Raw genomic sequence first — 23,737 nt, 5'->3', positions numbered from 1 at the left:
CACCTCCGTTGCCTTCAAGTGGGGCCATTGTCCAGCCGACCCGTCGCAAATCCTGCAACTACCGGCTGAGGAATGGGGCTAATCAGGAATCCATATGCGATGAGACGTACTGACGGACGCGCTCCAGCACCGCCGCATCGGACCAATCCGACTTGGCCACAAAATGGTGCAACGCCTGATGCCGAGCCCGTGTCCGCAGCGGATCCACATGCGCCGCCAGCGGCTCTACGCTTTTGCGCTCCAACGGCAGCATCAATCCCCGGCAATAACCGTGTAAGCCCGCCGCGCGATCAGCATGACCAAGCGCAGCGGATAGGTCATCCAGATAGGCGGAAAAACGCGCTTGGTGACTGACTGCGGCCATGTTCATCTCAGCGCGGTGTGGATTGCATGCAGAATAACATTTATATGACACAGTAGGATTAGGGATTGTCTGATCAACGCCGCCAGGAGACGGAAAAAGCCGTCCTGGGTCGCGTAAAACTCGTTCAGACCCTCGATTTTCGCCGTTTTCAGCGCATTTCCGAGGGTTTTCCCGGACTACAGACGCAACTCGGCCATCGCAGGCAATAAGTGCTTTCGCTTCAGCTACGGGTTCGACAGCGCAAATAGCGTCAACACCTGCGCGGTGTTCTTCGCCAAACCGCGATAGCGCACCTTGACGTAGCCGAACTGGCGTTTGATAACGCGGAACGGATGCTCCACCTTCGCCCGCAGGCTGGCCTTGGTGTGCTCCCAACGCTTTGCCCGCTTCAACGCGCGTTTGTTCTTGATCTGCTTCAACTTCGAGCGCTTTTCTGCGATCAGGTAGCGCAGCTTGCGCTTGCTCGCCATCTCTTCGCGCTTGTCCAATCCGGTGTAGCCGCTGTCCCCGCTCACCGTGTCTTCCTTGCCGTGCAGCAGTTTGTGCGCCTGCGTGATGTCCGCCGCGCATTCCACGTGGTGCACCAATCCGGACTCATCATCCACGCCAATGTGCGCCTTCATCCCGAAGTAGTACTGGTTGCCCTTCTTGGTCTGGTGCATTACCGGATCGCGTTCGCCCTTCAACCACTGACACGTAGACCTGGTCGTAACCCGCGCCTGTCTCGTTGGAATATCCCTTGCAGCTGAATTCGATCGTGGCTGCGTCCCCCCCTGCGGCAACGATGACTCGACCAAGGCTCATCGATTGAATCGTCAGCAATTGCGCTACCGTCGGAAGATAGGCCTCGAGTGTCGATTTTCCTGCAAGACGCGCAGTCGTTCCCTCCGGTGCATAGGGAAATTCGAAAACGATATCGTCATCGCACATATCGAGGAACGAGGTCGCTTCAGGAGAAATCAAATCACCCAGCGCCTGCCTCAGAAGAGACGACCGATTCGGGAACAGATCGGCGTCATTTGTCATGCTTCCCTATCTCCGATCAATTGAACGCCAGCATTCCGCCTCATGTGGAGAGCGCCATGAATGGCACTCGGGAGTATCGACATCCAGCCGAGCCGGCTGCGGTCATGCGAGCCGCTCTGACGCAAGCGTTGGTCCGAGCGCTTTTCGGAGGGTAAGTTGTCCACGGTGATGGCACGGTCAGTTTTGAGCGAGGCGTAACGCAGGCCTGCGCACGGTATGCCGCAGCTGCGCGCGAATACGTACGCCAGTGCCGGCCACCGCAGCCATGGTTGGCAATGGGTAATGCGCAGCGGGCCGGGGAGGATGCTCCCCGGCCCGCTGCGCTAACCCGCCTGACGATCGAGGCGATCAGTATTTCTTTTCCAGGTTGAGCATCCAGGTCTGATCGGTATTGCTGTCGCCATCGGTGATGCCGCGGTATTCCAGCCGCGTGGACAGGCCCTGCTCGGTCAGCAACGCCGCGCCGATACCCACCATCAGGCGATTGCGGTCGAACGCGGCCTGCCCGGTGCGGTAGAACGGACCGCCGCTGAGATCGGCATAGCTCAACGTGGCATCGCCGCGACCCTGGAAGTCGCGCTGATACTCCACGCGCAACTGCGGAGTCAGCCGGCCCCAGGCCACTTCGCGGCGCCATTCCAGGCGCAGGCCCAGGTTACCGGTACTGGTGGCCACGTCCATGTCGGCATAGCGCAGCGCGAACGGCGCCACACCGTCTTCGACATAGCCATCCAGCGTGGCGCGTGCCACATCCACGCGCGCATACGGGGTCACCTGCAGCTCGCCTCGTTGCAGGTCCGCACCCGTGGACAGTGAGGCGATCCACTGCTTGCCGTCGCGGTTGCCTTCGGCCAGCGAGCTGTCGTCGGTCACGAAACGGCGCAAGTCGTAGGACAGCAGCTGGTAGCCCACCAGGGTGTCGAAGAAGAACGCCTTGCCCGGATGGAAGCTGGCATACAGGGCCATGGTGTACGCGGTGCCCTTGCTGCGGCTGCCGCGTGTGCCAACATCGCTGTCGTCGCGGCCCCAACCCAGGCCAGCACCGATCGCCAGCGACTGCGCCAGCCGGTAGTCGGCACCCACGCTCAAGCCGTCGGTCTGGAAATCCACGCCATTGCTGTTGGCCTGCCGGTTCAAGCTGCCCGAACGGATCGCACCGCCGACCCAGAGGCCCAGATCGCCCTGGCCCTGCGCACCGGTGCTGCTGCCTGTTGCCACCGCAGGCGCATCGCGGAAGTCGTTGTCGGCGTCCTGCGTGTCCGGGTGGCAGTGCTGCGCACCGGTGCCGCGGTCGGCCTCACGGCAATGCGAGGTGGGCTGGAAGCTCACCGCGTTGCTGACGCCGCCACCACCGCGATGGGTCGCTTCCAGACGGCGCTGGAAGTTGTCGATCTGCGCCCGCGCAAACCGCCGCGTGGACTCGGACTGCGCATCTACCAGGCCACGTACTTCTGAATCCTGGCTCGGATCGCGGCGCGGCGCGATGTTGAAGACAACGTTGGCCGGGATGGAGGTGGCGAACGCATTGGACAGGGTGAACTGCACCGTGGCCTGGCCAACGAAGGCCGGGTTGGGTGTAAAGGTCAGTACGAAGCTGGGCGGCTCGGCCATGGCAGTGGCCGCCGTCGATGGGCCGGAGGCACCCGCCGCCGAGGCAATGGCTGCACCGCCAACACGGGTGATGCTGGCCGTGCCTGCCGAGGCCGGCAGCACCGCCACCACTGCGGCGGTCACGAATGGCCCGCCGGTGGCATTACGGGTGAGGTCCACCTGCTGCGCTTCGCCAGGTACCGCTTCTGCGGTGATCGATACCGCCACCGGCCGCGCGTTGACGGTGATGGTCAGCGTGGTTGCGGCCGAGGTGCCGCCACTACCGGTGGCGGTATAGCGCAGCACGTCGGTGCCGATGAAGCCAGCGTTCGGCGTATAGATCACCTGCAGCCCATCGACGACCGCCGTGCCATTGGCAGGCGCGGTGGTAATGGCGACGGCGCTGATCGTCCCGGTGTCGTTACCGGTCACCGCCACGGTCACGACCGTGCCATCCATGGTTACGGCGGTGTCTGCCACCGCTACCGGCGCGGCACCGCCAACGGTGAAGGTATAGGCCTGCGAGGCGCTGGCGGCACTGCGGTCGGTCACGGTAATGGTGAAGTTGCTGGTGCCCGCAGCGCTGGGCGTGCCCGACAGCGTGCCGTTGCTGGCCAGGGTCAGGCCCGCCGGTAGGGTACCGCTGCTCACCGCGAAACCGTAAGGCGCCACCCCTCCACTGGAGGCCAGCGTCTGTGTGTATGCGGTACCGCTCACGGCCGGCGGCAACGTGCCCTGCGCAATCACCAGCGTGGCAGCGCCGATGGTCAGCACATAGCTGCGCGATGCCTGCGCAGCCGGGCTGGGCGTGCTGTCGGAAACGGTCAGCGTGAAGGTGAAGCTGCCCGCTATCGTCGGCGTACCGCTCAATCCACCCGTGGCCGCATCCACCACGATGCCGGCCGGCAGTGCGCCCGCACTCAGCGCATAGCTGTACGGCACGGTGCCGCCGGTGGCCGGGGTGATGGCCGCCGTGTACGCCTGACCGGCCGTGCCAGCCGGCAGGGTGGAAGCTGGCAGCACCAGATTCGGGCCAGCTACCGTCAACGTGTAGGCCTGCGTTCCGGTGAAGGTATTCGCATCGGTGGCCTGGACAGTGAAGCTGAAGCTGCCCTCCACCGTGGCCGTGCCCGACAACGTGCCATTGCTGGCCAAGCTCAGGCCCGCCGGCAACACCCCGCTGCTGATCGCATAGGTGTACGGCGCAGCGCCGCCACTGGCGCTCAAGCCCTGGCTGTAGGCCGTGCCGCGCGTGGCGCCGGGCAAGCTGCTCGGTGCCACCACCACCTGCGGAGCAGCGACGGTCAGCGAATAGCTGCGCGATGCCTGCGCAGCCGGGCTGGGCGTGCTGTCGGAAACGGTGAGCGTGAAGGTGAAGCTGCCCGCCACCGTCGGCGTACCGCTCAATCCACCCGTGGCCGCATCCACCACGATGCCGGCCGGCAGTGTGCCCGCGCTCAGCGCATAGCTGTAGGGCGCGGTGCCGCCGGTGGCTGGGGTGATGGCCGCCGTATACGCCTGACCGGCTGTGCCAGCCGGCAGGGTGGAAGCTGGCAGCACCAGATTCGGGCCAGCTACCGTCAACGTGTAGGCCTGCGTTCCGGTGAAGGTATTCGCATCGGTGGCCTGGACAGTGAAGCTGAAGCTGCCCTCCACCGTGGCCGTGCCCGACAACGTGCCATTGCTGGCCAAGCTCAGGCCCGCCGGCAACACCCCGCTGCTGATCGCATAGGTGTATGGCGCAGCGCCGCCACTGGCGCTCAAGCCCTGGCTGTAGGCCGTGCCGCGCGTGGCAGCGGGCAAGCTGCTCGGTGCCACCACGATGCTGGGCGAAACGATGTTGAGTGCATAGTTCTGGCTGGCCTGTGCGGGCGTACCGCCGGTGCTGTCGGTCGCAGTCAGGGTGAAGCTGGCGCTGCCTGGCGCCGTCGGCACGCCACTGAGCGCGCCGGTCGCGCTATTGATCGAGATTCCCGGCGGCAACGCGCCGGTGCTGAGCGCGTAGGTGTACGGTGCGATGCCGCCACTAGCCGGGGTGATCGGCGCGCTGTAGGCCTGGCCGGCAGTGCCGTTGGGCAAGGTGGTCGCCGGCAGGGTCATGGCCGGCGCGCCCACGGTCAGCGTATAGACGCGGTTGCCGGAGCTCGGGACACCACTGTCGGTAGCCGTCACAGTGAAGCCAAAGCTGCCGCTGGCGGTGGGCGTGCCGGCCAGCACGCCGGTGGCGCTCAGGGTGAGCCCGGCCGGCAACGCGCCGCCGGTGATGGCGAAACTGTAAGGTGCGGTGCCGCCTGCGGCACTCAGGTTCTGGCTGTACGCCGTGCCGGCAGTAGCCGCCGGCAACGACGTCGGCGCGATGGTGACCACCACATCGTCGTTGAGGATGGTGCCCGTGCCGGTCGCGCGCGCGACGGCGGCATTGGTGGCACCGGACAGATTGACGCTGAATGTTTCGTTGGACTCGACCGTGAGGTCGCCATTGACGGTGATGACCACGGTCTGCGTGGTGACGCCGGGCGCAAAATTCAGCGTCCCCGAGCCGGCGGTGTAGTCGCTGCCGGCGGTGGCACTGCCATTGGCGGTGGCGTAGTTGACGGTGACCGCCTGCGCGCTGGCAGCGCTCAGGCTCACCGTGAACGTGGCCGTGACGGTCCCGCTATTGCCTTCGTTGACGCTGACGTCATCGATCGACAACGCCGGTAGTGCATCGTCGTTGACGATGGTGCCCACTCCCTGTGCATCGGTCACGCTGGCGCCGGCGACGTTGCTGACGTTGACCAAGAAGGTTTCGTTCGGCTCGTTGAGGGTGTCACCGTTCACCAGCACGGTGAAGGTGGCGCTGCTGCTGCCGTTGGGAATGGTTTGCGCGGTGGCGCTGGACGCCACGTAGTCCACGCCAGCGGTGGCGGTGCCATTGGCGGTGGCGATGTCGAAGGTGACGCCGCCGGCGCCGGCCGGTTGGCTGAGCGATACCGTGAAGGTGGCATTGGTGGTGCCGGCATTGCCTTCGCTCAGGGAGACGTCGTTGATCGACAGCGCCGGCTGGTCGTCATTGGCGATGGTGCCGGTGGCGCTGGCTGGCGCACCCACGAGGTAACCGCTGCCATTGTCCAGGGTGATGGTCACGGTCTCGTCGGGCTCGGCGGTGGTGTCGGGGCTGGGCACGATGGTGATGGTGCCGGTGGTCTGGCCGGCCGCAATGACCAGCGACGAATTGACAGCTGTATAGTCAGTGCCGGACGTCGCCGAACCGCCAGTGACGAAACCAATCGAGACGGGCGAGGTCGGGGCCTGGCTCAGGGTGACGGTATAGAGCAGGTTGTTCCCGCCATTTTCGGCCACGCTGGCCGGGGACACCGCAATGCTCGCGACGGGAAAGTCATCGTTGACGATGATGGCAGTGGCGCTGCCCGGGCTGCCGGGGACGTACCCGGTACCGGTACCAACGGTATAGACGACCGTCTCATCGGCTTCCACCGTCGCGTCGGGGGTCGGGGTGATGGTAAAGCTGGCCGACGTGGCGTTGGCCGGAATCACGACGGTGCTTAGCGCGCCGGAATAGTCGTTGGCGCTGTCCGCGCTACCGCTGCGGGTCAGGTTCACCGTCGTGGCCATGCTGTTGGTCTGGCTCAGCGTGACCGTGTAGACGAACGAGCCGCCGCTGTTTTCCAAACTGCTGGCCGGCGTCACCGCAATGCTGGCGGATCGCGACGGCACGATGGTGATGTTGAAGGTGAGGACATTCTCGTCCTCGTCGCGCAGGTAGAACGTGTCGGACGTGGCGCTATTGTTTCCGTGCGTATAGGTGACGGTCTGCGTGTTGTTGGGAGGTCCGGCCAGCTCACTGAGGACAATGGTTCCGTTGGGAGTGCTGCCATTACCTCCGCCGTTGCCGAAAGGGGCCAGCGGGTTTCTGGGGTCATCGCCCATTCCGATGTCGGTGGGACCATCGCAATTGGTCACGTCGAACGTGGCCGACTGGCCCTGATTGATGGTCCGGTTCTGCGTTGGGCAGTACGCGGACGCGCCTTGCGACCAGGCCAAGCCAGGCAACAGCATCGCCAGAGCAAACACCACCCACGCCACGACCCGGCGCACCGGCACGCCAGCCCTCATCCCACGCCCCTGCAACTTGTTCACGTTCTACCCCTGGAGAAGCGCCACCCCGGCGCCAGCACGGTCCTCGTGCCTGAAGGCAATGCCGCCCCGAAGAAAGCCCCTTCCGGCATTGCGAAGGCATTGGAACAGGAACTGACTGCCAGTTAAAGAACAAAAAATTAATACTTCATCCCAGTTTTGAACATGTGAGGCTTGCCGGACACGGCCTTGGCGGGTATCTGTACGCCACACCCCGACGGCTGTCGGTGCAGCACCTACGCAAGGAGATCCGCATGAGCGAGTACTTCATCGGTCAGGTCATGCTGACCGGCTTCGCCTTCGCGCCAAAGTTTTTTGCGCAATGCAATGGTCAGTTGTTGCCCGTCAACCAGAACCAGGCATTGTTCAGCCTGCTCAGCACGCGTTTCGGCGGCGATGGCAGAACCACCTTCGCCTTGCCGGACCTGCGCGGGCGCACACCGGTCGGATATGGGCCCTCGGTCGATCCGATCTGGCAACCGTCGCCGGTGCCGATGGCCCAGGCCGCAGGTGCGGAGACGGTAACCCTGGCACCCGACAACCTGCCCCCGCACGTCCACCTGATGGAGTGCGCCAGTGCTGCCGGCAATAACCGCGCGCCAGGCGGGCGGGTGTTTGCCGCCAATGTCAGTACAGCCGCAGCGGTCACCTCGCTGTATGCCGCGCCGGGAGCGCTGGTGCCGCTGACCCAGGCCACGGTCGCGACCGCCGGTGGCAACCAGGCGCACCCGAACCTGCAGCCCTACACAGCGCTGAATTTCTGCATTGCGCTGTCCGGCATCTTCCCGTCGCGCAACTAGCCGTCTCCATCTGCGCGCATACGGCGCGTCATCGATCAAGAGGGATCTCATGGGCACTCCATTCATCGGCGAAATCCGCATGTTCGGCTTCGGTCGTACGCCCCAGGGCTGGCAGGCATGCGACGGCTCGGCGCTGAAGATTTCCGACTACGAACCACTGTTCATGCTGCTGGGCACCACCTACGGCGGCGACGGTCAGACGACCTTCGGCGTTCCGGACCTGCGCGGCCGCCTGCCGGTGCACCAAGGCCAGGGACCGGCGCTGAACAACTATGTCCTGGGTAAATCCGGCGGCACTGAAACGGTGACGCTGACCGAGCTGCAATTGCCGGCGCATACGCATACCGCGCAGGCCACCACCGCCACCGCGACCGCCAGCGCACCGGCCGGCCTGCTGCCGGCCGCAGTCGGCGGGACAACGTTTTACGTGAGCGATTTGACCAACGCGACCGCACAGCCGATGTCAGGGCAGAGCACCTCGTACGCCGGCGGCGGCCAGCCGCACGACAACCTGATGCCGGCGCTCACGGTGCAGTACTGCATCGCCACCCTCGGCATCTTCCCGCAGCAGGCCTGATCCGGCGCACTGCGCCGGCTTGGCTGCAGCGCGCATCCGCTCCCTCGGAGATACGCAACATGACCGAACCCTATCTCGGCGAAATCCAGCTATTCGGCTTCGACTACAACCCGTACGGATGGGCACTGTGCAACGGTGCCACGTTGCCGGTGGCGCAGAACACCGCGCTGTTCTCACTGCTCGCGTTGGCCTACGGCGGTAATGGCAGCAGTACTTTCCAGTTACCGAACTTCTGCGCGCGTGCCGGTTGCCAACAGGGCCCGGGCCCGGGCCTGACCGCACACGCGATGGGCAACGCCTTCGGCGCGGCATCGGTGAGTCTGCTCACCACGCAGATGCCTTCGCATGAGCATGGTGTCAACGCCTACGCGCAAACCGATCAGACCAAGAAAAGCGGCACCCCGGCAAGCGGCGCGGCGTTTTCGAACCTGAGCATCAACAGCGAGCGGCCCTTCACCAATGCCGCGCCGGACAAGCAGTTCTCTCCGGTCATGCTGCTCCCCACCGGTGCCGGTCTGCCACACGAGAACCGGCAGCCCTACCTGGCATTGAACTTCTGCATCGCGCTACAGGGCGACTACCCGGTGTTTCCCTGAGCGATGCCGGCCCCCAAGCACGTTGCGCAGGCGTCCGCGCGCCTGCAATCCGGGACGAAGGTGGCCTGTGCACCGACGGCGGCGGCGTTGGTATTGCGGCCCGAACAACCCGATGACCTGGCCTGGCTGGAACAGCTTTACGCCAGCACGCGCAGCGACGAACTCGCCAGCGTGCCCTGGCCGGACGCGGTCAAGCGCGCGTTCACCGGGCAACAATTCACCCTGCAGCGCGCGCATTATCGGCAGCATTTTGCAGATGCCGACTTCTTGCTCGTGCAGGTGAACGCCCTACGTGTCGGCCGCTTGTATCTGCACCGCGGCGCGGCGCAGCATACGCTGATCGATATCAGCCTGTTGCCGGAGTGGCGTGGCCAAGGCATCGGCTCGCAGCTGATCGCCCGTGCGCAGGCGTGGGCGGGTGCGGCCGGATGCGTGTTGTCGTTGCACGTGCTGCACGCCAATCCGTCCGCCCGTCGCCTGTACGACCGCCACGGCTTCGTTGCCGGCTGCAGCAATCAGACGCATCTGCAGATGCACTGGCGGCGGCCTGCTCAGCCGTCGGAGCAGGTCAGTTAAACACCGCCTGATACAGGAACCCATCGCGCTCACGCGCGATCGGCACCAGAAAAATGCCCACTTCGCCCAGGCGTGCATGGCGCATCTGGTAGGTCTGCTGCGGAAACAGGAAGGCGGAACTATTGCGGAACAGCAACGAAAATGGCGCACGTTGCGGGTTGACCGCGTTCTTCAGCGGCCTCGCTTCCACCAGCACGAAGGGCACTTCGCCATCGTTCAATGCGGCGGCGAAGGTCTCGTTGACGCTACCGGCGAAATGTTCAAGCGTCAGCAATTCCATGGATACCTCCTTCGGCGACGATGTAGCGCGGATCGTTGCTTCTTGGCGCCGATCCGACAAGACGCCGATGCCAACAACGCGACGCACTCGACAGATCCGGGTCGGCCGGCAGCCGTTAGAGAGTGGCCCGGCTAGTGTCCGGGGTGCGCATCCCCGGCATGCCGGACCAAGCCCGGGCACCCGCGGCCCTGCTCCCTCACCGCGTAGGTTTGGCGAACGAGGCGTGTCCTGCGTTGTAGGACACGTTGTTGCATGAAGCATGCTTCACCAAAGGACTGCAACGTTGACGCATGATGCGACAATAGTACACGCGGCGGTTCGGTTATGTTCAGCCGTGTGACGGTTACTCTATCGCGTTGGAATTCTGTTAAAGGCCTGGATGTCAGCGTCCGCTCCCCCCGTGGTGCACCTGTCCGCCGTCCGCATCGATCGCGGCGGGCGCACGATCCTGCGCGACGTCTCGTTGCAGGTGCCGCGCGGCAGCATCACCGCCGTGCTCGGTCCGTCGGGGAGCGGCAAATCCACGCTGCTGGCCGCATTGACCGGCGAACTACGCCCGCTGGCCGGCACCGTCACCTTGTTCGGCAACCCCATCCCGCACGGCAACCGTGCGCTGCTGGAGATGCGCCGCAACGTCGGCGTGCTGCTGCAAGGCAATGGGCTGCTGACCGACCTGAGCGTGGCCGACAACGTGGCCTTGCCGCTGCGCACGCATACGCGCCTGCCGGCGCCGGTGCTGCGGCGCCTGGTGCAGATGAAGCTGCATGCGGTGGGCCTGCTCGCCGCCGCCGATGCCTGGCCGCGCGAGTTGTCCGGCGGCATGGCCCGGCGCGTGGCACTGGCGCGTGCCTTGGCGCTGGACCCGCCGCTGATGATCTACGACGAGCCGCTGACCGGGCTGGACCCGATCGCCTCGGGAGTCATCATGAGCCTGATCCAGCGCCTCAACGACAGCCTGGGCCTGACCAGCATCATCGTCAGCCACCATGTGCACGAGACCCTGCCGATCTGCGACCAGGCGGTGGTGATCGCCAATGGCGGCATCGTGTTCGCCGGCACGCCAGAACAACTGCAGGACAGTACCGACCCGTTGGTGCAGCAGTTCCTGCACGGCCAGCCGGATGGCCCGATCGCCTTCGACGCCGCCCCGCGCCGCGACCGGAGCGCCGCCTGATGGCCCTGGTCGAATCCATCCGCAGTCTTGGCCGCGCCGGCCTGTTCTCGCTGACGGTGGTGCGCGGCTCGCTGCCCACGCGCGATTTCATCGCCGAATTGGTGCGCGAGATCTACAAGGTCGGCGCGCGCTCGCTGCCGATCATTGCGGTGGGCGGTGCCTTCGTCGGCCTGGTGCTGACCTTGCAGGGCTACCGCACGCTCTCCACCTACGGTGCGTCCGATGCGTTGTCCACGCTGCTGGGGCTGTCGCTGTATCGCGAGCTGGCGCCGGTGCTGACCGCGCTGCTGTTCATCGGCCGCGCTGGCAGCTCGATCGCCGCCGAGCTCGGCCTGATGCGTGCCACCGACCAGATCAAGGCGCTGGAGCTGATGGCCATCGACCCGGTGGCCAAGGCGGTGGCGCCGCGCTTCTGGGCGGCGGTGCTGACGGTGCCGCTGCTGACCGGGGTGTTCTGCTCGCTGGCCATCGCCGGCGGCTATTTCGAAGCGGTGCATGTGCTGGGCATCGACAACGGCACGTTCTGGTCGGGGCTGCGCACCAGCGTGGACTTCTGGGACGACTTCGGCGTGGCACTGCTCAAGTCGGCGATCTTCGGCGGCACTGCCGCGCTGGTCGCCGCCTACGTGGGCTTCCATGCCGAGCCGACCATCGAAGGCACCTCGATCGCCACCACGCGCGCGGTGGTGAACGCCTCGTTGCTGGTGTTGATGTTCAACTTCGTCCTTTCTGCAATGTTGTTCAGGTGAGATAGCCCATGGCCATGCGTGGACCACGACTCGAATTCGCCGTCGGCGCCTTTTTGCTGCTGACCCTGGCCTCGTTGCTGGTGCTGGCGGTGGCCTCGACCAACCAGCGTTGGGGCTTCGGCTCCAGCCAGTACACCTTGATTGCGCGCTTCAGCCAGATCGGCCAGCTGCGCGCGCAGGCACCGGTGAAGATCGGTGGCGTGACCATTGGGAAGGTGGCCGACATCAGCCTGGACCCCACCAAGTTCGATTCGGTGGTGACCCTGTCGCTGGACACCAAGTACAAGGACCTGCCTGCCGACACCTCCGCCGGCATCTTCACCAGCGGACTGCTGGGCGAGAGTTATATCGGGTTGCAGCCGGGCGGCGACCCGGAAACGCTCAAGCCGGGCGAAGAGATTGGCTTCACCCAGCCGGCGGTGGATCTGCTGCAGTTGGTCGGCAAGTACATGTTCAGTGGCGGCGGTGATAAATCCGCTGCGAACGGTCAGGCCGCCCCGCCTGCCCAGCCCGCTTCTTCCTCAACGGAACCGCATCAATGAAGACCACCCTGCTCTCCGCCGTCCTGGCCTCCACCCTGCTGGTGTGCGCACCGGCCACCGTGCTGGCACAGCCGGCCGCCGCCAGCGCGCCTGCGCAAGGGGCGGCCACCAAGACCGTCATCGACAGCAGCACCCGTATCCTGGGCACGCTGGAACAGCGCCGCGCCGAATTCCGCAGCAACCCGGCGGCGCTGCGCCAGTACATCGACGGCGAATTGAACAAGGCCTTCGACCGCGACTACGCCGCACGCCTGGTGCTGGGCGTGCATGGCCGCGGCGCGTCCGATGCGGACATCAAGCTGTTTGCCGATGCCATGGCCGACAACCTGATGCAGCGTTATGGCACCGCCCTGCTCAACTTCGAAGGCAAGCCAAGCTTCCGTGGCAAGTCCGAGAGCGCGCTGCCGGGCAACCGCGGCGTCAAGGTGTCCACCGACCTGCTGCGTGCCGGCAACGACCCGACCCCGGTCGACTACCTGATGCGCAACGTCGGCGGCCAGTGGAAGATCTTCGACGTGATGATCGAAGGCATCTCCTACGTGCAGACCTTCAAGACCCAGTTCGATGGCCCGCTGCGCGAAAAGGGCATCGCCAAGGTCGCTGCGGATCTGCGCAACGGTGGCCTGCAGGTGGGCGCCCCCCCGGCCAATGGCAAGTAACAGCCCGGTGCAGCGCAACGGCGACACGCTGGTGTTCACCGGCGTGTTCGACCGTGCGGCGGTGACGGCGGCATGGCCGCAGGCGGTGGCGCAGCTGGATGGCGTCCGCACGCTGGACCTGTCGGGTGTACAACGTCTGGACAGCGCCGGTGTGGCGATGCTGGCCGAACTGGCCGCGCGCGCACACGGTGCGGTGGCGCTGGTGGGTGGGACGTCCGCGCTGGACGACCTGCGCGCCGCGTACCGCCTGTCCCCTACTCTCGATTTCCAGGCCTGAGCGCCACGCCATGACCCAGTTCCGTTGCATTCCCCTGTTGGCCTGCCTCTTGCTCGGTGCCTGCGCCAGCCATGCCCCGAAATCCGCGCCGCCGCCGGCCGCGCCTGCCGCCAGTGCCTCGCCGCTTCCCCGCGACGAGGCCGGAGCGAATGCGCAACCGGCCACGCCCGGCACAGTGACGGCTACGCCGAGCGCCACGCCCGCTGACCCGCAAACCGACGATGGCACCACGGCCGCGACCGCCGGGGCCTCGGCAGCCGCAGGCGCTCCCACCACGGCCGAAGACGATTTCGATGCGCTGTACGGCCCGACCACCCCGCAGGCCGGCGCCAATGGCGCACCGGCGCAACCGGGAGCGGCACCGGCCTACGACCCGTGGGAACGCTACAACCGCGGCATGCACCGCTTCAATCTTGCGGTGGACCGTGGCGTGGCGCGACCGCTGGCGACCGCCTACACCAAGGTGATACCCGGCCCGGCCCGGTTGGGCGTGACCAATTTCTTCGACAACCTCGGCACGCCGCTGACCATGGTCAACCAGCTGCTGCAGGGGCATCCGGTGCATGCGGCGCAGTCGCTGGGCCGCTTCGTGATGAACACCACCGTGGGTGTGGCGGGCCTGTTCGACCCGGCGACGGCTGCCGGCATTCCGCGACGCAGCGAGGACTTCGGCCAGACCCTGGGTGCCTGGGGCTGGCGTAACTCGCGCTATTTCGAGCTGCCGCTGTTCGGCCCGCGCACCGTGCGCGATACCCTTGGCCTGGCCGGCGACATCCCGCTGTCGTGGATACGCCATGTCGACGACAGCGGCGCGCGCTTTGCGCTGCAGGGCCTGCAGCTGGTGGATACGCGTGCGCAGCTGATGTCACTGGACGCGCTGCGCGACCAGGCTCCGGATGAGTATGCGCTGACCCGCGACGCATGGATGCAGCGACGCAATTACCAGATCACCCGCGACTTGCGCAGCAATCGCGACAACACCGAGCTGCCGGACTATCTGCGCGACGACAAGGACAACACCGTGCCCGGCAATGCGATGCCGATCCCGCAGTGGATCCGGTAACTGCACCATAACGCTGTTGTGAACAACACACGCGGGAGTGATCCCGGGAGTGTTGTTGGCGCACAGGACGCGCTAGGGGTGTGAGTGGCGGTGACGAACTGCCACGGGTCGGTACTGCGCGATGCCGGACGGTTGCGCCTACGCAGCGCTCGCCAGTGCCGCGTCCACTGCGGCGCGCAGGCGGGCATCGTCTGCCGGCACGTCGGGGGCGAAGCGAGCGATAACGGCGCCGTCGCGGCCGACCAGGAATTTCTCGAAATTCCACAGCACCCCGGGCATCGGATTGGGAACGATGCCGTAGCCGGCGAGCTTCTCGCGCATCGGGCCGTCGCCGACCGCCTGCGGTTGCGCGCTGGTCAATGCCTGGTAGAGCGGATGGATATCGGCACCGGTCACGGCGATCTTGGAGAACATCGGAAAGGTGACCTCGTAGGTCAGCTGGCAGAACTGGGCGATGTCTGCGTTGCTGCCGGGCTCCTGGCCGTTGAAATCGTTGGCCGGAAACGCCAGCACCTCCAGACCGGCGGCCTGTTTGTCGCGATACAGCGCTTCCAGGACTGTGTATTGCGGGGTCAATCCACATTTGGAGGCGACGTTGACCACCAGCAGCACCTTGCCGCGGTAGTCGGCAAGGGTGGCGGAAGCGCCATCGATGCGGGTCAGGGGAATGTCGTGGATACTCTGGTGCATTGGCGCGGCCTGGTTGCAAGGGGCCCCAGAGCATAGACCGCCCCGCCTGCACAGGCGCGCGCGCATGCGGACCCGCCGGTGAATCGAAGCAGAACCGCCTGGCGCTGGGCGGCAGGGTGCCTTTGGTCGTGTAGGAGCGCACCTGGGCGCGATGGGGCACCACCGGGAACGCTTCATCGCGCCCGGGGACGCTCCTACGTCACGTCGGTTGGGATCCGGGGGCGCTGCGATGCCTTCCGCCCTGTAGGAGCGCACCTGGGCGCGATGGGGCACCACCGGGAACGCTTCATCGCGCCCGGGGGCGCTCCTACATCACGTCGGTGGGTATCCGGGGGCGCTGCGATGCCTTCCGCCCTGTAGGAGCGCACCTGGGCGCGATGGGGCACCACCGGGAACGCTTCATCGCGCCCGGGGGCGCTCCTACATCACGTCGGTGGGTATCCGGGGGCGCTGCGATGCCTTCCGCCCTGTAGGAGCGCACCTGGGCGCGATGGGGCACTACCGGGAACGCTTCATCGCGCCCGGGGGCGCTCCTACGTCACGTCGGTGGGTATCCGGGGGCGCTGCGATGCCTTCCGCCCTGTAGGAGCGCACCTGGGCGCGATGGGGCACCACCGGGAACGCTTCATCGCGCCCGGGCGCGCTCCTACATCACGTCGGTTGGGGTACGGACGCGGTGATCCGTGACATCCCTTATTCCTGCTCGTCGCCGGCTTGGTCGTCCGTGCTACCGGTGTCGTCGTTGCCGGCGTCGTCGAGCAGCGCCTGCGATTGATCGGTGGACAAGGTCTCCACGCCGCGCAGGCGGCGTTCGATGGTGCGGGTCTTGCGGCTGGCCTCGCCCAGGCTGCGGCCCACCGTGCTGATCTGCTTCTCCGCTTTTTCCAGGATGCCGGCGAACTTGCCGAACTCGCTCTTGACCGCACCCAGCAGACCCCACACTTCGCTGGAACGCTTTTCGATCGCCAACGTGCGGAATCCCATCTGCAGGCTGTTGAGCAAGGCGGTGACGGTGGTGGGGCCGGCGATCACCACCCGGTGTTCGCGCTGCAACACATCGACCAGACCGGGCCGGCGGATGGTTTCGGCGTACAACCCTTCGGTGGGCAGGAACATCACCGCGAAATCGGTGGTGTGCGGCGGGCAGATGTACTTGTCGCTGATCGACCGGGCCTGGATGCGGATGGCGCGCTCGAGTTGATTGCCGAGCAGGCGGATCTGCTCGCCGTCGCCGGTTTCCTGCGCGTCGAGCAAGCGCTCGTAATCCTCGCGCGGGAACTTGGAATCGATCGGCAGCCACACCGGCGTGTCGGTATCGCCGCGCCCGGGCAGGCGCACCGCGAAATCCACCGCCTCGTTGGTCTCCGGGCGTACCCGTACGCTGCGCGCGTACTGCTCGGCAGTGAGCGTCTGTTCGAGAATGTTGTCCAGCTGCACCTCGCCCCAGCCGCCGCGATTCTTGACGTTGGTCAGCACGCGTTTGAGGTCGCCCACCCCGGTGGCCAGTTGCTGCATCTCGCCCAGGCCGCGCTGCACCTGCTCCAGCCGCTCGGAGACCAGCTGGAAAGAGGCATCCAGCCGCGTATTGAGCGTGGTCTGCAGTTTTTCGTCGACGGTGGCGCGCATCAGTTCCAGCTTGCTGGCGTTGTCGCTTTGCAGACTGGCCAGCTGCTGTTCCAGCGTGGCGCGCATTTCGCCGATGCGCAGCTCGTTGCGCTGGGTGAGTTCGCTCAGGCGCAGGCCCAATGCCTCGGTGAAGCGCTGTTGCGACTGCCCCGCTTCGGCGCGGCTCTTGCGCGCATCCTCGGCCAGCGCCTCGCGCAAGGCGGCCATGTGCGTGTCGGTGCGCGCGATCAGTTCGCTCAATTGCTGGCCGAACACGTGGATGCGGGTTTCCTGCTGCTGGCCGAATCCTTCCAGCTGGGTGCGCAGTTCGGTCAGGCGGGCCGTCAACAGCTCGCCGGTGCGTTGCTGCGCCAGCGTGCCCTCTTCGCGGGCCTTGCGTGCGTCTTCGCCCAGCGCCTCGCGCAGCAGGTCCAGACGTTGGTCGGTACGGGTGGACAGCTCGCTGAGATGACGCGCGAAGGTTTCCAGGCGCGCGTCCTGCTGCCGGGACAGGCCTTCGAGTTGGTCGCGCAATTCGCCGCGGCCTTCGCGCTGCTCGGCGCGCAGCGCCTGCTCCAGCCCGCCGGTGGAGGAACGCCGCAGCAGCATGACCAGCTGCAGCACGAAGACTGCACAGAGCAGCCCGAGAAGGATCAGGGATTCGGATGACATGCGTGCAGTGTAACGGCGCCGGTCGCAGGGGCTGCGTCGGTGCGGTGCGGTGCGTGCCGTAGGTGATCGCCGTGCGGCAGCCTGCGGCAGGGTTGAGGTGGGGCGTCGGCAGCCCTGTCGTGGGTCAGCCGAACAGCGCGGCGACGCCCGCGTTGAAGCCGCCTTCGCGATGGCCGCCTGGAGGACGCCGCATGGCGTGCGCGTCGTGTGGCACTACCGCCTTGACCAGGACCAGCACGCGCGGTGGCGGAGGGTTTGCCGGTGGCGCCATCGCCTCGATGCCGACGGCCTGCCTGGTGCTGCGATTGGTCGCGTGACCGCGTTAGTGGCCGTCGCCGGCGATGCCGGTCAGCAGCGAAAGCGTTGCTGCCGCCAGACTGCCATCGACGGTCCGGCGCAGGCGTGCAGGTGGCGGTGCGTCGTGGCGCGGCCCGAAGCGCACCATGACGGTGGCCAGCACCGCCGGCAGCACGACCGCGAAGACCACGATGGCCAGTAATGCCCACAGCCAGAAATTGAAGGTTCCCATGATCGCGTGCACCCCCACGGCGAGTCCCGCCAGCGCGGCAAGCTTGGCGGATCGGCTGCGAACGCCATGTCGACAAATCCCCGCGCCTGATGCCATTGATCGGATGAATGGCGGACGACGGTGACATGGCGCCGGGTGCGGGGTGCCGCAGAAGCAGGCCACCGGCCCTCGACCATGGCGACGGTGGGCGTGGGACTGAACCCACTGCGCCGGCCGATCAACAAGCGTCGAGGTAGAACCAGCAGCCATCTTCGCGGACGAAGCGGCTGTGCTCGGTCATGCGGACCGCGCTGCCGCCGCCAATGCGGTAGCGCGCCAGGAACACCACCTCGGCGCTGTCCTCGCTGGTGGAAAGGGCACGCTGGACGGTGAGGCCGAGCCAGGTGGTACGGCCACCTTCGTCCAAGGGCAGTTCGGCCGGGCGGGTGGACGGGTGCCAGCTGGACAGCAGGTACGCGACATCACGGCGCACGTAGGCGCTGTAGCGCGCACGCATCAGGGTTTCGGCATCGGGGGCGGCCGCGTCGGCGTGGTACTGGCCGCAGCAGCGCGCGTACCCGGCAGGACGACCGCAGGGACAGGGGTCGGTAGGCGTGGAGGTCGGCATGCGGGGATTGTGCGGGATGGGACTGGGAATTGGGGAGCGGGGAGGGATGAGCGGCGGCTATGCTGTCGCCCTCGTCCTGCGGAGCGTGGCCTTGCTGGAATTGATTCCCACCGAATTGCCGTGGCTGCTGTGCATTGCGTTTGTCGCCGGGCTGGTGGATGCGGCGGTCGGCGGCGGTGGATTGATCCAGTTGCCAGGCCTGTTCGCAACACTGCCGCAGCAAGCGCCATCGTTGATCCTGGGGACCAACAAGTTCAGCGCAATGTTCGGCACCGGGGCGTCGGCCTGGCGGTATGCGCGCACGGTGCGCTTCCCGTGGCGGCCGGTGCTGTATGCAACGGCGGCAGCATTCACGTTTTCGTTCCTGGGCGCGACCGCGGTCAGCCTGATGCCCAAGCACGCGGTGCGGCCGCTGATCCTGGTGCTACTGGTCGCGATGCTGATCTACACGTTGATCAAGAAGGATTTCGGTGCGCTGCACCGGCCACGCCAGATCGGCCGTCGCGAACTGGCGACCGCATTGGCGATGGGGGCGGCAATCGGCTTCTACGACGGGTTCTTCGGCCCAGGCACGGGCAGCTTTCTGATCTTCCTGTTCATCCGCTTTTTCGGGCTGGATTTCCTGCGCGCCTCGGCGGCAGCCAAGGTGGTCAACCTGGCCACCAACCTTGCCGCGTTGTCGTTCTTTCTGCCCAGCGGACAAGTGATGTTGGCGATCGGCATCCCGATGGCGGCAGCGAACGTGGCCGGCGCGGTAGTCGGCACGCGGATGGCGTTACGCGGTGGCACGCCATTGATCCGCAAACTGTTCCTGGTGCTGGTGATCGTGCTGATCGGCAAGATGGGCTGGGATCTGCTGCACTAGCCGTGGAAACCCGCTGCCAGGGCGAGGTGATCGAAGCCGGTGACGCCACCCGGGCAAGTAGCGTCAACGTGCACTGTGTCAGCGCTTGCCGCGCGTCTGCGGGGTGCCTACCTTGGCGCCGCGCTTCTTGGCTGGCGACGGTTTCGTCGCCGCGCGTGCCGAGGCTGTCTTGCCGGCACCACGTGCTGGCCGCCCCGTCGACGCGGTTGTTGCACGCGGCTTGGCGGTGGTGGCTTTCGCTGCCGCAGATGCTGTGGCGGCCTTCTTCGATGTGACCTTGGATGTGCGTGGCGCGGCGATCGGCTTGCCCGTTCTTGACGACCGTGCAGGCTTGGCCGGATTGGGCGCGGACGCCGTTGCTGGCGAAGGCACCGCCTGCGCGTGCGACCCACCCCCTGCGTGTTTGTCCGATGCCGGCTCGCTGGCCACGGACGATATGCCCGTCTTTTTTACTTGAGCCTGTACCGTGGCGCGCGTAGGCGATGCAGTCCTGGCTTTCTTGGTCTGCTTGTTCGCCGTCGCCAGTGACTGTTTGCGCTTGTTGCTGCGCGTGTTCTCCGTTGCGGGCGATGCCTCGTACGCCGCTGGCACTGTCGGATGCGCTGGAACGGCATCCGTTGCCATGCCATCTGCGTTTGCAGCACCCTGCACTCCTGCAGGCTCGCTCGCAGCCGTGAGCGATGGCGCAGCGTCCGTCGCATCGGCAACCGCTGGCTCATCGCCACGCGAGCGTTCGGGCAGCTTCAAGCGTTGCGCCTGTTCGTCGTATTCGATCAGCAACACGCCGGAGTTATGACGGCCACTGATCTCCACGAAACACGCCCCGCCGATGAAGGGTTCCAGCGTCATCACCGACTTCAACGGCGTGGCCACCACCATCTGGAAGCCGAAATTTTCGAAGATGTTCATCGCCAATGCGGTGAACTCGTTATCGGCCTTGTCGAAGGCTTCGTCCAGCACCACCGCACAATAGCGCGGCAGTTCGCCATCTTCGCCACCGAGCTGGTAACGCAGTGCCGCCGCCAAACAGGTGGTGGCCAGTTTCTGCCGCTGACCACCGGACTTGCCGGCACCGCTGCGGTAGATCTCCACCTGCACGCGCGTTTGCGCGTCCAGTTCCACGCCGATGAATTCCACATGCAGGCGCACGTCCAGCACCTGTTCGCGCCAGCGCCGCGCCTCCGGCTCCTGCGCGCCCAGCCGCGCCACCAGCGCACGCAAGGTGGAAAACTGCGCCTCGGCCAAGGCGCGATCTTCGGTCTGCTGGTGCGACAGCACCGCGCGCAACTGCTGCTGGAATTCCTGCACCTCGGTCAGGCGGCGGTCGCTGACCTCGATGGTCAGGATGGTGTCGCGGTTGAAGGGCACCTGCTCCAAGCTGGCATTGACCTCGTCCATGCGCTGCTTGATGCCCTTGTGGGCCTCGGCAGTGTGGCGCTGCAAGGCCAGCAGGTTGTTCTTGCTCTGGGTCTGCAACAGGTCGAAGAAGCGATGCTCGTGCCGCGGCAGGCCATCGCTTTCCAGCCGATCCAGCCGTGCGAGAAAATCGTCGGCGCTGGAAAGACTCACGGTGAAGTCGCCGCTGTCTTCGGGCCACTGCTGGCAATACTTGCGGAAGCATTCCAGCAGTTGCGCGCTGAGCCGGCTGTCGCGGCCCTGGCTTTCGGCGAGTTGCTCGGCCAGGCCACGCTCGACCACACGGAAATGCGCTTCCAGATTGTCCAGCGACAGCGGGGTCAATGCGGCAAGCCGTTCCCGCAACCCCTGCAATTGGGTGGGCGTGAGCGTGGCAGTGCCAGCGCGGCCCGCGCACGCCGCATGCTGCTGCGCAAGCCGTACGCGCTCGCGCGCCAGTTGCGCGCGTTCCAGCCGCACATCGTCATAGGTGCGCTTGGCCTGGTCGCGCAAGGTGCGTGCGGTATCGATGGCCTGGCCGAGCGCGCGCAAACCGCTGTTGCCTTCGCGCAGCTGCACCAGCTGCTCATCAATATCGCTCAGGCGCTGCAGCTTGGGGCCAACGTCGATCTCGTCCCAGTCGCGCTCCACCAGCGTGTGCGCGGCGAGCTGGCGTTCCTGGTCCTGTTCGCGCTGCTTGCGCAGTGCTGCGACATCGGCATCGCAGCTGGCAATGCGCTGCGCCAGCGCCTGCGCTTCGCGCTCGAACACCTTGAGCTTGTCGCGGTTGTCGTGGCCGAGCAGCCACCGCTTGCGATCATTGACCGCGTGGCGGTCGTCCTTCTCATAGCGATCGCCGGGGTGTTTGACCTGGCCCTCGCGGGTGATGGCGCGGTCGGCGTTGCGCAGCGCGGTGGCGTTGTCCACGCAGGCGTAATCGAAGCGGCGGGTGAGCTCGTTGCGCAGCCACTCGGTGAAGGCGTGCTCGCGCAATTGCAGCTTGCCCGGCAGCGCGTCGGGATCGACCCGCCGCGAGTGCAGCTCGTCGTTGCGACGCACACGGAAATACACCAGGCGCGTGCCGATGTGGGTGCGATTGACCCATTCGCTGACCTGCGCGTAATGCCGCTCGTCCACCAGCAGCGATTGTGCAAAGCCGTGCAGTACACGCTCGATCGCACCGCGCCAGGCCATCTGGTCATCACGCACCTGCACCAGCTCGCCGACGAACGGCAGCGCGGCCTCGGCAATGCCGGTGTCTTCGCACAGCCGTGCGCGCAGGGCCTGCATCGGTGCGGGCATGCTCGATGGCGCGCGCTTCAGCGCATCCAGTTCCGCGCGGATCTCGGCAAAGCGGCGTTCGTCGTCGCGGCGCGCGCCCATGCGCTCGGCGATCGCATCGTCCAGCGCGCTGGCGTCGTGCTTGCCGTTGTCCAGTACGGTTTGCGCATGCGCGATCTGCGCGGCAAAGCCGCTGGCCCCGGCCGCCAGGGCGGTACCGAGCTGGCGGCAGGCCTGTTCGATCAGCGTACGACGGCGCAGGCGTTCGTCGCGCTCACGCTCGACGCGCGCACGCTCGCGTTCCAGTTCTTCGATCTGCTCGCCGCCGGCGGCGCGCTGCTCGCGTTCCAGCCCGACCAGCTTCTGTTCGTGGTTGTCCAGCGATTCGCGGCGCTGGCCTTCTTCGCCGGCCAGGCCGCGGTCCTGGTTGTCCAGCTCCTGCAAGCGCTCATCCAGCAGGGCCAGCCGCTGCTGCTCGCGGTAGCTGTCCACGCCCAACTGCAGCTCGCGCAACTCGCCGACGCTGTGGCGCAACGCCATCAGCGCCGCATGGTGCTCGCGCGCAGGCGTCAGCGTCTCCACCTGGCGGCGTGCAGTGACCACCGCATGGTGCGCACCATCGAGCTCTGCAAAATCCTCCACCAGCCGATCGGCGGCTTCGAAGGTGCGCGGCTCGTCCAGCATGAAGCCGCGCAGAAACGCATTGAGATCGCCCAGATTCTTGGCCGACTGAGTCTTGTGCAGCAAGCGCAGCGCCATCTCGTTGCCGATGCCCAGCGCGTGCCGGAAGCGTTCGGCGTAACCGGAGAACCCATCGAAATGCGCCACCTCCTCGCCCAGCCGCGCCTTGAGCTTGCGCAGGTCCAGGTCGAAGCCATCCAGCTCGCTGGCCACGTCGAAGCGGCGCGGCGCCACCATGTAGTGGCGGCGTACATCGGCGGCCGCATTGCCGCTGCCGGCAATCCAGAACAACCGGATCAGGCTCACCGCCTCGCCCTGCGCGTTGCGGTATTCCAGCACCAGCGCCGTCCAGGTGGCACCCTTGCGCAGGTATTGCGTGGCGATCTCGCCAGACGCGCTGTCCTGCTGATCGGCCCAGGCCCCACGCACGTACGACACCAGATTGCGATCGCGACCGCTACGCTCGGCCTCGCGCGCGGCGGCGTTGAAGTCGACGATGCTCGGTGGCGTCAGCAGTGCCGACATCGCATCCAGCAAGGTGGACTTGCCCGACCCCGAGCGCCCGACGAACAAAAAGCCCTTCTCGGCGATCGGCACCTCGGTCAAGCCGTTGAACGTGCCCCAGTTGTGCACCTGCAGGCGCCGCATACGGAACTGCTGCGCACGCTGCTCGGCCAGCGTCTCGGCGAACAAGGAAGCACCCGGCGACGCCGGCGACAGGTTGGACTGGAAATTCATTGCTCACTCACCAATAACGGAACGACAGAGGTGCCAGGGACAGACCATCACGAACGGTGACGCATTTTTTTGTGGTGCGGTGGTGCGGGATGAGCTTGGACAGGGTAGCGGATGGCGTGCGTGGACGGCTTCGCGACCAGGGTCGCTCCTACAAGAGCAGGTTTGCTGTTGCAGTTTGCATTTCGGGGCCCCATACCGCAGCGGCAAGGCCGGCAGATACAAGCCGTAGGGCGGCGCGCATGGATGGGCGAGGTTTTTGTAAGG

The 23,737-nt window shown here is 66.2% G+C and carries 19 protein-coding genes and 2 pseudogenes; 11 read left to right on the top strand and 10 right to left on the bottom strand.

From position 1 onward, the window contains the following. Window positions 1-88: 88 nt before the first annotated feature. The 4 genes and pseudogenes from XcuCFBP2542_RS09610 to XcuCFBP2542_RS09600 form a co-directional block, all read right to left on the bottom strand. Window positions 89-364, bottom strand: a pseudogene (locus tag XcuCFBP2542_RS09610) (transposase); the annotation flags it as partial. 224 nt (window positions 365-588) lie between these two features. Further along, window positions 589-1,044, bottom strand: a pseudogene (locus XcuCFBP2542_RS09605) (IS5 family transposase); the annotation flags it as partial. Next, window positions 962-1,390 carry a nuclear transport factor 2 family protein gene (locus XcuCFBP2542_RS19360; RefSeq protein WP_146090321.1) on the bottom strand — a complete coding sequence of 143 codons (429 nt, stop codon included), beginning with the start codon at window positions 1,388-1,390 and terminating at the stop codon, window positions 962-964. The pseudogene XcuCFBP2542_RS09605 and the gene XcuCFBP2542_RS19360, both read right to left, overlap by 83 nt. A gap of 348 nt (window positions 1,391-1,738) precedes the next feature. After that, on the bottom strand, window positions 1,739-7,120 hold the full coding sequence (locus XcuCFBP2542_RS09600) for a putative Ig domain-containing protein (protein ID WP_425478018.1): 5,382 nt from the start codon (window positions 7,118-7,120) through the stop codon (window positions 1,739-1,741). A 251-nt stretch (window positions 7,121-7,371) separates the two neighbouring features. Here XcuCFBP2542_RS09600 and XcuCFBP2542_RS09595 point away from each other — a divergent pair, with 251 nt between their 5' ends. From XcuCFBP2542_RS09595 to XcuCFBP2542_RS09580, 4 genes are read left to right on the top strand one after another with little or no spacing between them, the layout of a single operon-like run. Beyond that, entirely contained in the window at window positions 7,372-7,917 is a 546-nt protein-coding gene (locus XcuCFBP2542_RS09595) for a phage tail protein (protein WP_104603363.1), read from the top strand. Between the two features lie 49 nt (window positions 7,918-7,966). Then, the gene (locus XcuCFBP2542_RS09590) at window positions 7,967-8,494 is read left to right on the top strand and encodes a phage tail protein (RefSeq protein WP_104603354.1); all 528 of its coding nucleotides are present in this window, start codon (window positions 7,967-7,969) and stop codon (window positions 8,492-8,494) included. Window positions 8,495-8,553: 59 nt separating this feature from the next. Then, window positions 8,554-9,090 carry a phage tail protein gene (locus tag XcuCFBP2542_RS09585; RefSeq protein WP_104603353.1) on the top strand — a complete coding sequence of 179 codons (537 nt, stop codon included), beginning with the start codon at window positions 8,554-8,556 and terminating at the stop codon, window positions 9,088-9,090. A 3-nt stretch (window positions 9,091-9,093) separates the two neighbouring features. Next, entirely contained in the window at window positions 9,094-9,666 is a 573-nt protein-coding gene (locus XcuCFBP2542_RS09580; RefSeq protein WP_104603352.1) for a GNAT family N-acetyltransferase, read from the top strand. Here XcuCFBP2542_RS09580 and XcuCFBP2542_RS09575 read toward each other — a convergent pair. Then, window positions 9,659-9,946, bottom strand: a complete 288-nt coding sequence (locus tag XcuCFBP2542_RS09575; RefSeq protein ID WP_104603351.1) for a DUF6916 family protein — start codon at window positions 9,944-9,946, stop codon at window positions 9,659-9,661. The two genes, XcuCFBP2542_RS09580 and XcuCFBP2542_RS09575, sit on opposite strands and share 8 nt — an antisense overlap. Window positions 9,947-10,325: 379 nt before the next feature. Here XcuCFBP2542_RS09575 and XcuCFBP2542_RS09570 point away from each other — a divergent pair, with 379 nt between their 5' ends. From XcuCFBP2542_RS09570 to XcuCFBP2542_RS09545, 6 genes are read left to right on the top strand one after another with little or no spacing between them, the layout of a single operon-like run. Next, on the top strand, window positions 10,326-11,120 hold the full coding sequence (locus tag XcuCFBP2542_RS09570; RefSeq protein WP_104603350.1) for an ABC transporter ATP-binding protein: 795 nt from the start codon (window positions 10,326-10,328) through the stop codon (window positions 11,118-11,120). After that, entirely contained in the window at window positions 11,120-11,869 is a 750-nt protein-coding gene (locus tag XcuCFBP2542_RS09565; protein ID WP_104603349.1) for an MlaE family lipid ABC transporter permease subunit, read from the top strand. The genes XcuCFBP2542_RS09570 and XcuCFBP2542_RS09565 overlap by 1 nt, the downstream gene beginning before the upstream one ends. An 8-nt stretch (window positions 11,870-11,877) precedes the next feature. Next, window positions 11,878-12,411: an outer membrane lipid asymmetry maintenance protein MlaD gene (mlaD, locus tag XcuCFBP2542_RS09560; RefSeq protein WP_104603348.1), complete on the top strand. Its 534-nt coding sequence runs from the start codon at window positions 11,878-11,880 to the stop codon at window positions 12,409-12,411. Further along, window positions 12,408-13,070 carry an MlaC/ttg2D family ABC transporter substrate-binding protein gene (locus XcuCFBP2542_RS09555; protein ID WP_104603347.1) on the top strand — a complete coding sequence of 221 codons (663 nt, stop codon included), beginning with the start codon at window positions 12,408-12,410 and terminating at the stop codon, window positions 13,068-13,070. The genes mlaD and XcuCFBP2542_RS09555 overlap by 4 nt, the downstream gene beginning before the upstream one ends. Beyond that, window positions 13,060-13,347 carry an STAS domain-containing protein gene (locus XcuCFBP2542_RS09550; RefSeq protein ID WP_104603346.1) on the top strand — a complete coding sequence of 96 codons (288 nt, stop codon included), beginning with the start codon at window positions 13,060-13,062 and terminating at the stop codon, window positions 13,345-13,347. The genes XcuCFBP2542_RS09555 and XcuCFBP2542_RS09550 overlap by 11 nt, the downstream gene beginning before the upstream one ends. A 10-nt stretch (window positions 13,348-13,357) precedes the next feature. Next, window positions 13,358-14,410 carry an MlaA family lipoprotein gene (locus XcuCFBP2542_RS09545; protein WP_104603345.1) on the top strand — a complete coding sequence of 351 codons (1,053 nt, stop codon included), beginning with the start codon at window positions 13,358-13,360 and terminating at the stop codon, window positions 14,408-14,410. Between the two features lie 138 nt (window positions 14,411-14,548). On the opposite strand, the gene XcuCFBP2542_RS09540 is transcribed toward XcuCFBP2542_RS09545, so the two are convergent. The 4 genes from XcuCFBP2542_RS09540 to XcuCFBP2542_RS09525 form a co-directional block, all read right to left on the bottom strand. Continuing rightward, window positions 14,549-15,100, bottom strand: a complete 552-nt coding sequence (locus tag XcuCFBP2542_RS09540) for a glutathione peroxidase (RefSeq protein WP_104603344.1) — start codon at window positions 15,098-15,100, stop codon at window positions 14,549-14,551. A 693-nt stretch (window positions 15,101-15,793) separates the two neighbouring features. Next, window positions 15,794-17,329 (bottom strand): DNA recombination protein RmuC, encoded by a 1,536-nt coding sequence (locus XcuCFBP2542_RS09535; RefSeq protein ID WP_211292991.1) that lies wholly within the window; start codon window positions 17,327-17,329, stop codon window positions 15,794-15,796. Between the two features lie 370 nt (window positions 17,330-17,699). Then, complete coding sequence (locus XcuCFBP2542_RS09530; RefSeq protein WP_104603362.1) at window positions 17,700-17,906, bottom strand: hypothetical protein; 207 nt, start codon at window positions 17,904-17,906, stop codon at window positions 17,700-17,702. A gap of 217 nt (window positions 17,907-18,123) precedes the next feature. Continuing rightward, complete coding sequence (locus tag XcuCFBP2542_RS09525; protein WP_104603342.1) at window positions 18,124-18,513, bottom strand: YchJ family protein; 390 nt, start codon at window positions 18,511-18,513, stop codon at window positions 18,124-18,126. 46 nt (window positions 18,514-18,559) lie between these two features. On the opposite strand from XcuCFBP2542_RS09525, the gene XcuCFBP2542_RS09520 reads away from it, so the two are divergent. Next, window positions 18,560-19,378: a sulfite exporter TauE/SafE family protein gene (locus XcuCFBP2542_RS09520; protein WP_104603341.1), complete on the top strand. Its 819-nt coding sequence runs from the start codon at window positions 18,560-18,562 to the stop codon at window positions 19,376-19,378. A 78-nt stretch (window positions 19,379-19,456) separates the two neighbouring features. Here XcuCFBP2542_RS09520 and XcuCFBP2542_RS09515 read toward each other — a convergent pair whose 3' ends face one another. Continuing rightward, on the bottom strand, window positions 19,457-23,473 hold the full coding sequence (locus XcuCFBP2542_RS09515) for an SbcC/MukB-like Walker B domain-containing protein (protein ID WP_104603340.1): 4,017 nt from the start codon (window positions 23,471-23,473) through the stop codon (window positions 19,457-19,459). Between the last annotated feature and the right edge of the window lie 264 nt (window positions 23,474-23,737).

It is taken from the genome of Xanthomonas cucurbitae (assembly GCF_002939885.1).
In the GTDB taxonomy this organism is placed as follows: Bacteria; Pseudomonadota; Gammaproteobacteria; order Xanthomonadales; family Xanthomonadaceae; genus Xanthomonas; species Xanthomonas cucurbitae.
This window is presented reverse-complemented; position numbering and strand designations above follow the sequence as displayed.

What these genes read in the sequence shown, in the direction of transcription:
- XcuCFBP2542_RS09545 (WP_104603345.1), top strand. Translation starts at nt 13,358, where the DNA reads ATGACCCAGTTCCGTTGCATTCCCCTGTTGGCCTGCCTCTTGCTCGGT.
- XcuCFBP2542_RS09530 (WP_104603362.1), bottom strand. Translation starts at nt 17,906, where the DNA reads ATGGGAACCTTCAATTTCTGGCTGTGGGCATTACTGGCCATCGTGGTC.
- XcuCFBP2542_RS09525 (WP_104603342.1), bottom strand. Translation starts at nt 18,513, where the DNA reads ATGCCGACCTCCACGCCTACCGACCCCTGTCCCTGCGGTCGTCCTGCC.
- XcuCFBP2542_RS09565 (WP_104603349.1), top strand. Translation starts at nt 11,120, where the DNA reads ATGGCCCTGGTCGAATCCATCCGCAGTCTTGGCCGCGCCGGCCTGTTC.
- XcuCFBP2542_RS19360 (WP_146090321.1), bottom strand. Translation starts at nt 1,390, where the DNA reads ATGACAAATGACGCCGATCTGTTCCCGAATCGGTCGTCTCTTCTGAGG.
- XcuCFBP2542_RS09515 (WP_104603340.1), bottom strand. Translation starts at nt 23,473, where the DNA reads ATGAATTTCCAGTCCAACCTGTCGCCGGCGTCGCCGGGTGCTTCCTTG.
- XcuCFBP2542_RS09570 (WP_104603350.1), top strand. Translation starts at nt 10,326, where the DNA reads ATGTCAGCGTCCGCTCCCCCCGTGGTGCACCTGTCCGCCGTCCGCATC.
- XcuCFBP2542_RS09590 (WP_104603354.1), top strand. Translation starts at nt 7,967, where the DNA reads ATGGGCACTCCATTCATCGGCGAAATCCGCATGTTCGGCTTCGGTCGT.
- XcuCFBP2542_RS09585 (WP_104603353.1), top strand. Translation starts at nt 8,554, where the DNA reads ATGACCGAACCCTATCTCGGCGAAATCCAGCTATTCGGCTTCGACTAC.
- XcuCFBP2542_RS09580 (WP_104603352.1), top strand. Translation starts at nt 9,094, where the DNA reads ATGCCGGCCCCCAAGCACGTTGCGCAGGCGTCCGCGCGCCTGCAATCC.
- XcuCFBP2542_RS09555 (WP_104603347.1), top strand. Translation starts at nt 12,408, where the DNA reads ATGAAGACCACCCTGCTCTCCGCCGTCCTGGCCTCCACCCTGCTGGTG.
- mlaD (WP_104603348.1), top strand. Translation starts at nt 11,878, where the DNA reads ATGGCCATGCGTGGACCACGACTCGAATTCGCCGTCGGCGCCTTTTTG.
- XcuCFBP2542_RS09520 (WP_104603341.1), top strand. Translation starts at nt 18,560, where the DNA reads ATGAGCGGCGGCTATGCTGTCGCCCTCGTCCTGCGGAGCGTGGCCTTG.
- XcuCFBP2542_RS09550 (WP_104603346.1), top strand. Translation starts at nt 13,060, where the DNA reads ATGGCAAGTAACAGCCCGGTGCAGCGCAACGGCGACACGCTGGTGTTC.
- XcuCFBP2542_RS09595 (WP_104603363.1), top strand. Translation starts at nt 7,372, where the DNA reads ATGAGCGAGTACTTCATCGGTCAGGTCATGCTGACCGGCTTCGCCTTC.
- XcuCFBP2542_RS09575 (WP_104603351.1), bottom strand. Translation starts at nt 9,946, where the DNA reads ATGGAATTGCTGACGCTTGAACATTTCGCCGGTAGCGTCAACGAGACC.
- XcuCFBP2542_RS09540 (WP_104603344.1), bottom strand. Translation starts at nt 15,100, where the DNA reads ATGCACCAGAGTATCCACGACATTCCCCTGACCCGCATCGATGGCGCT.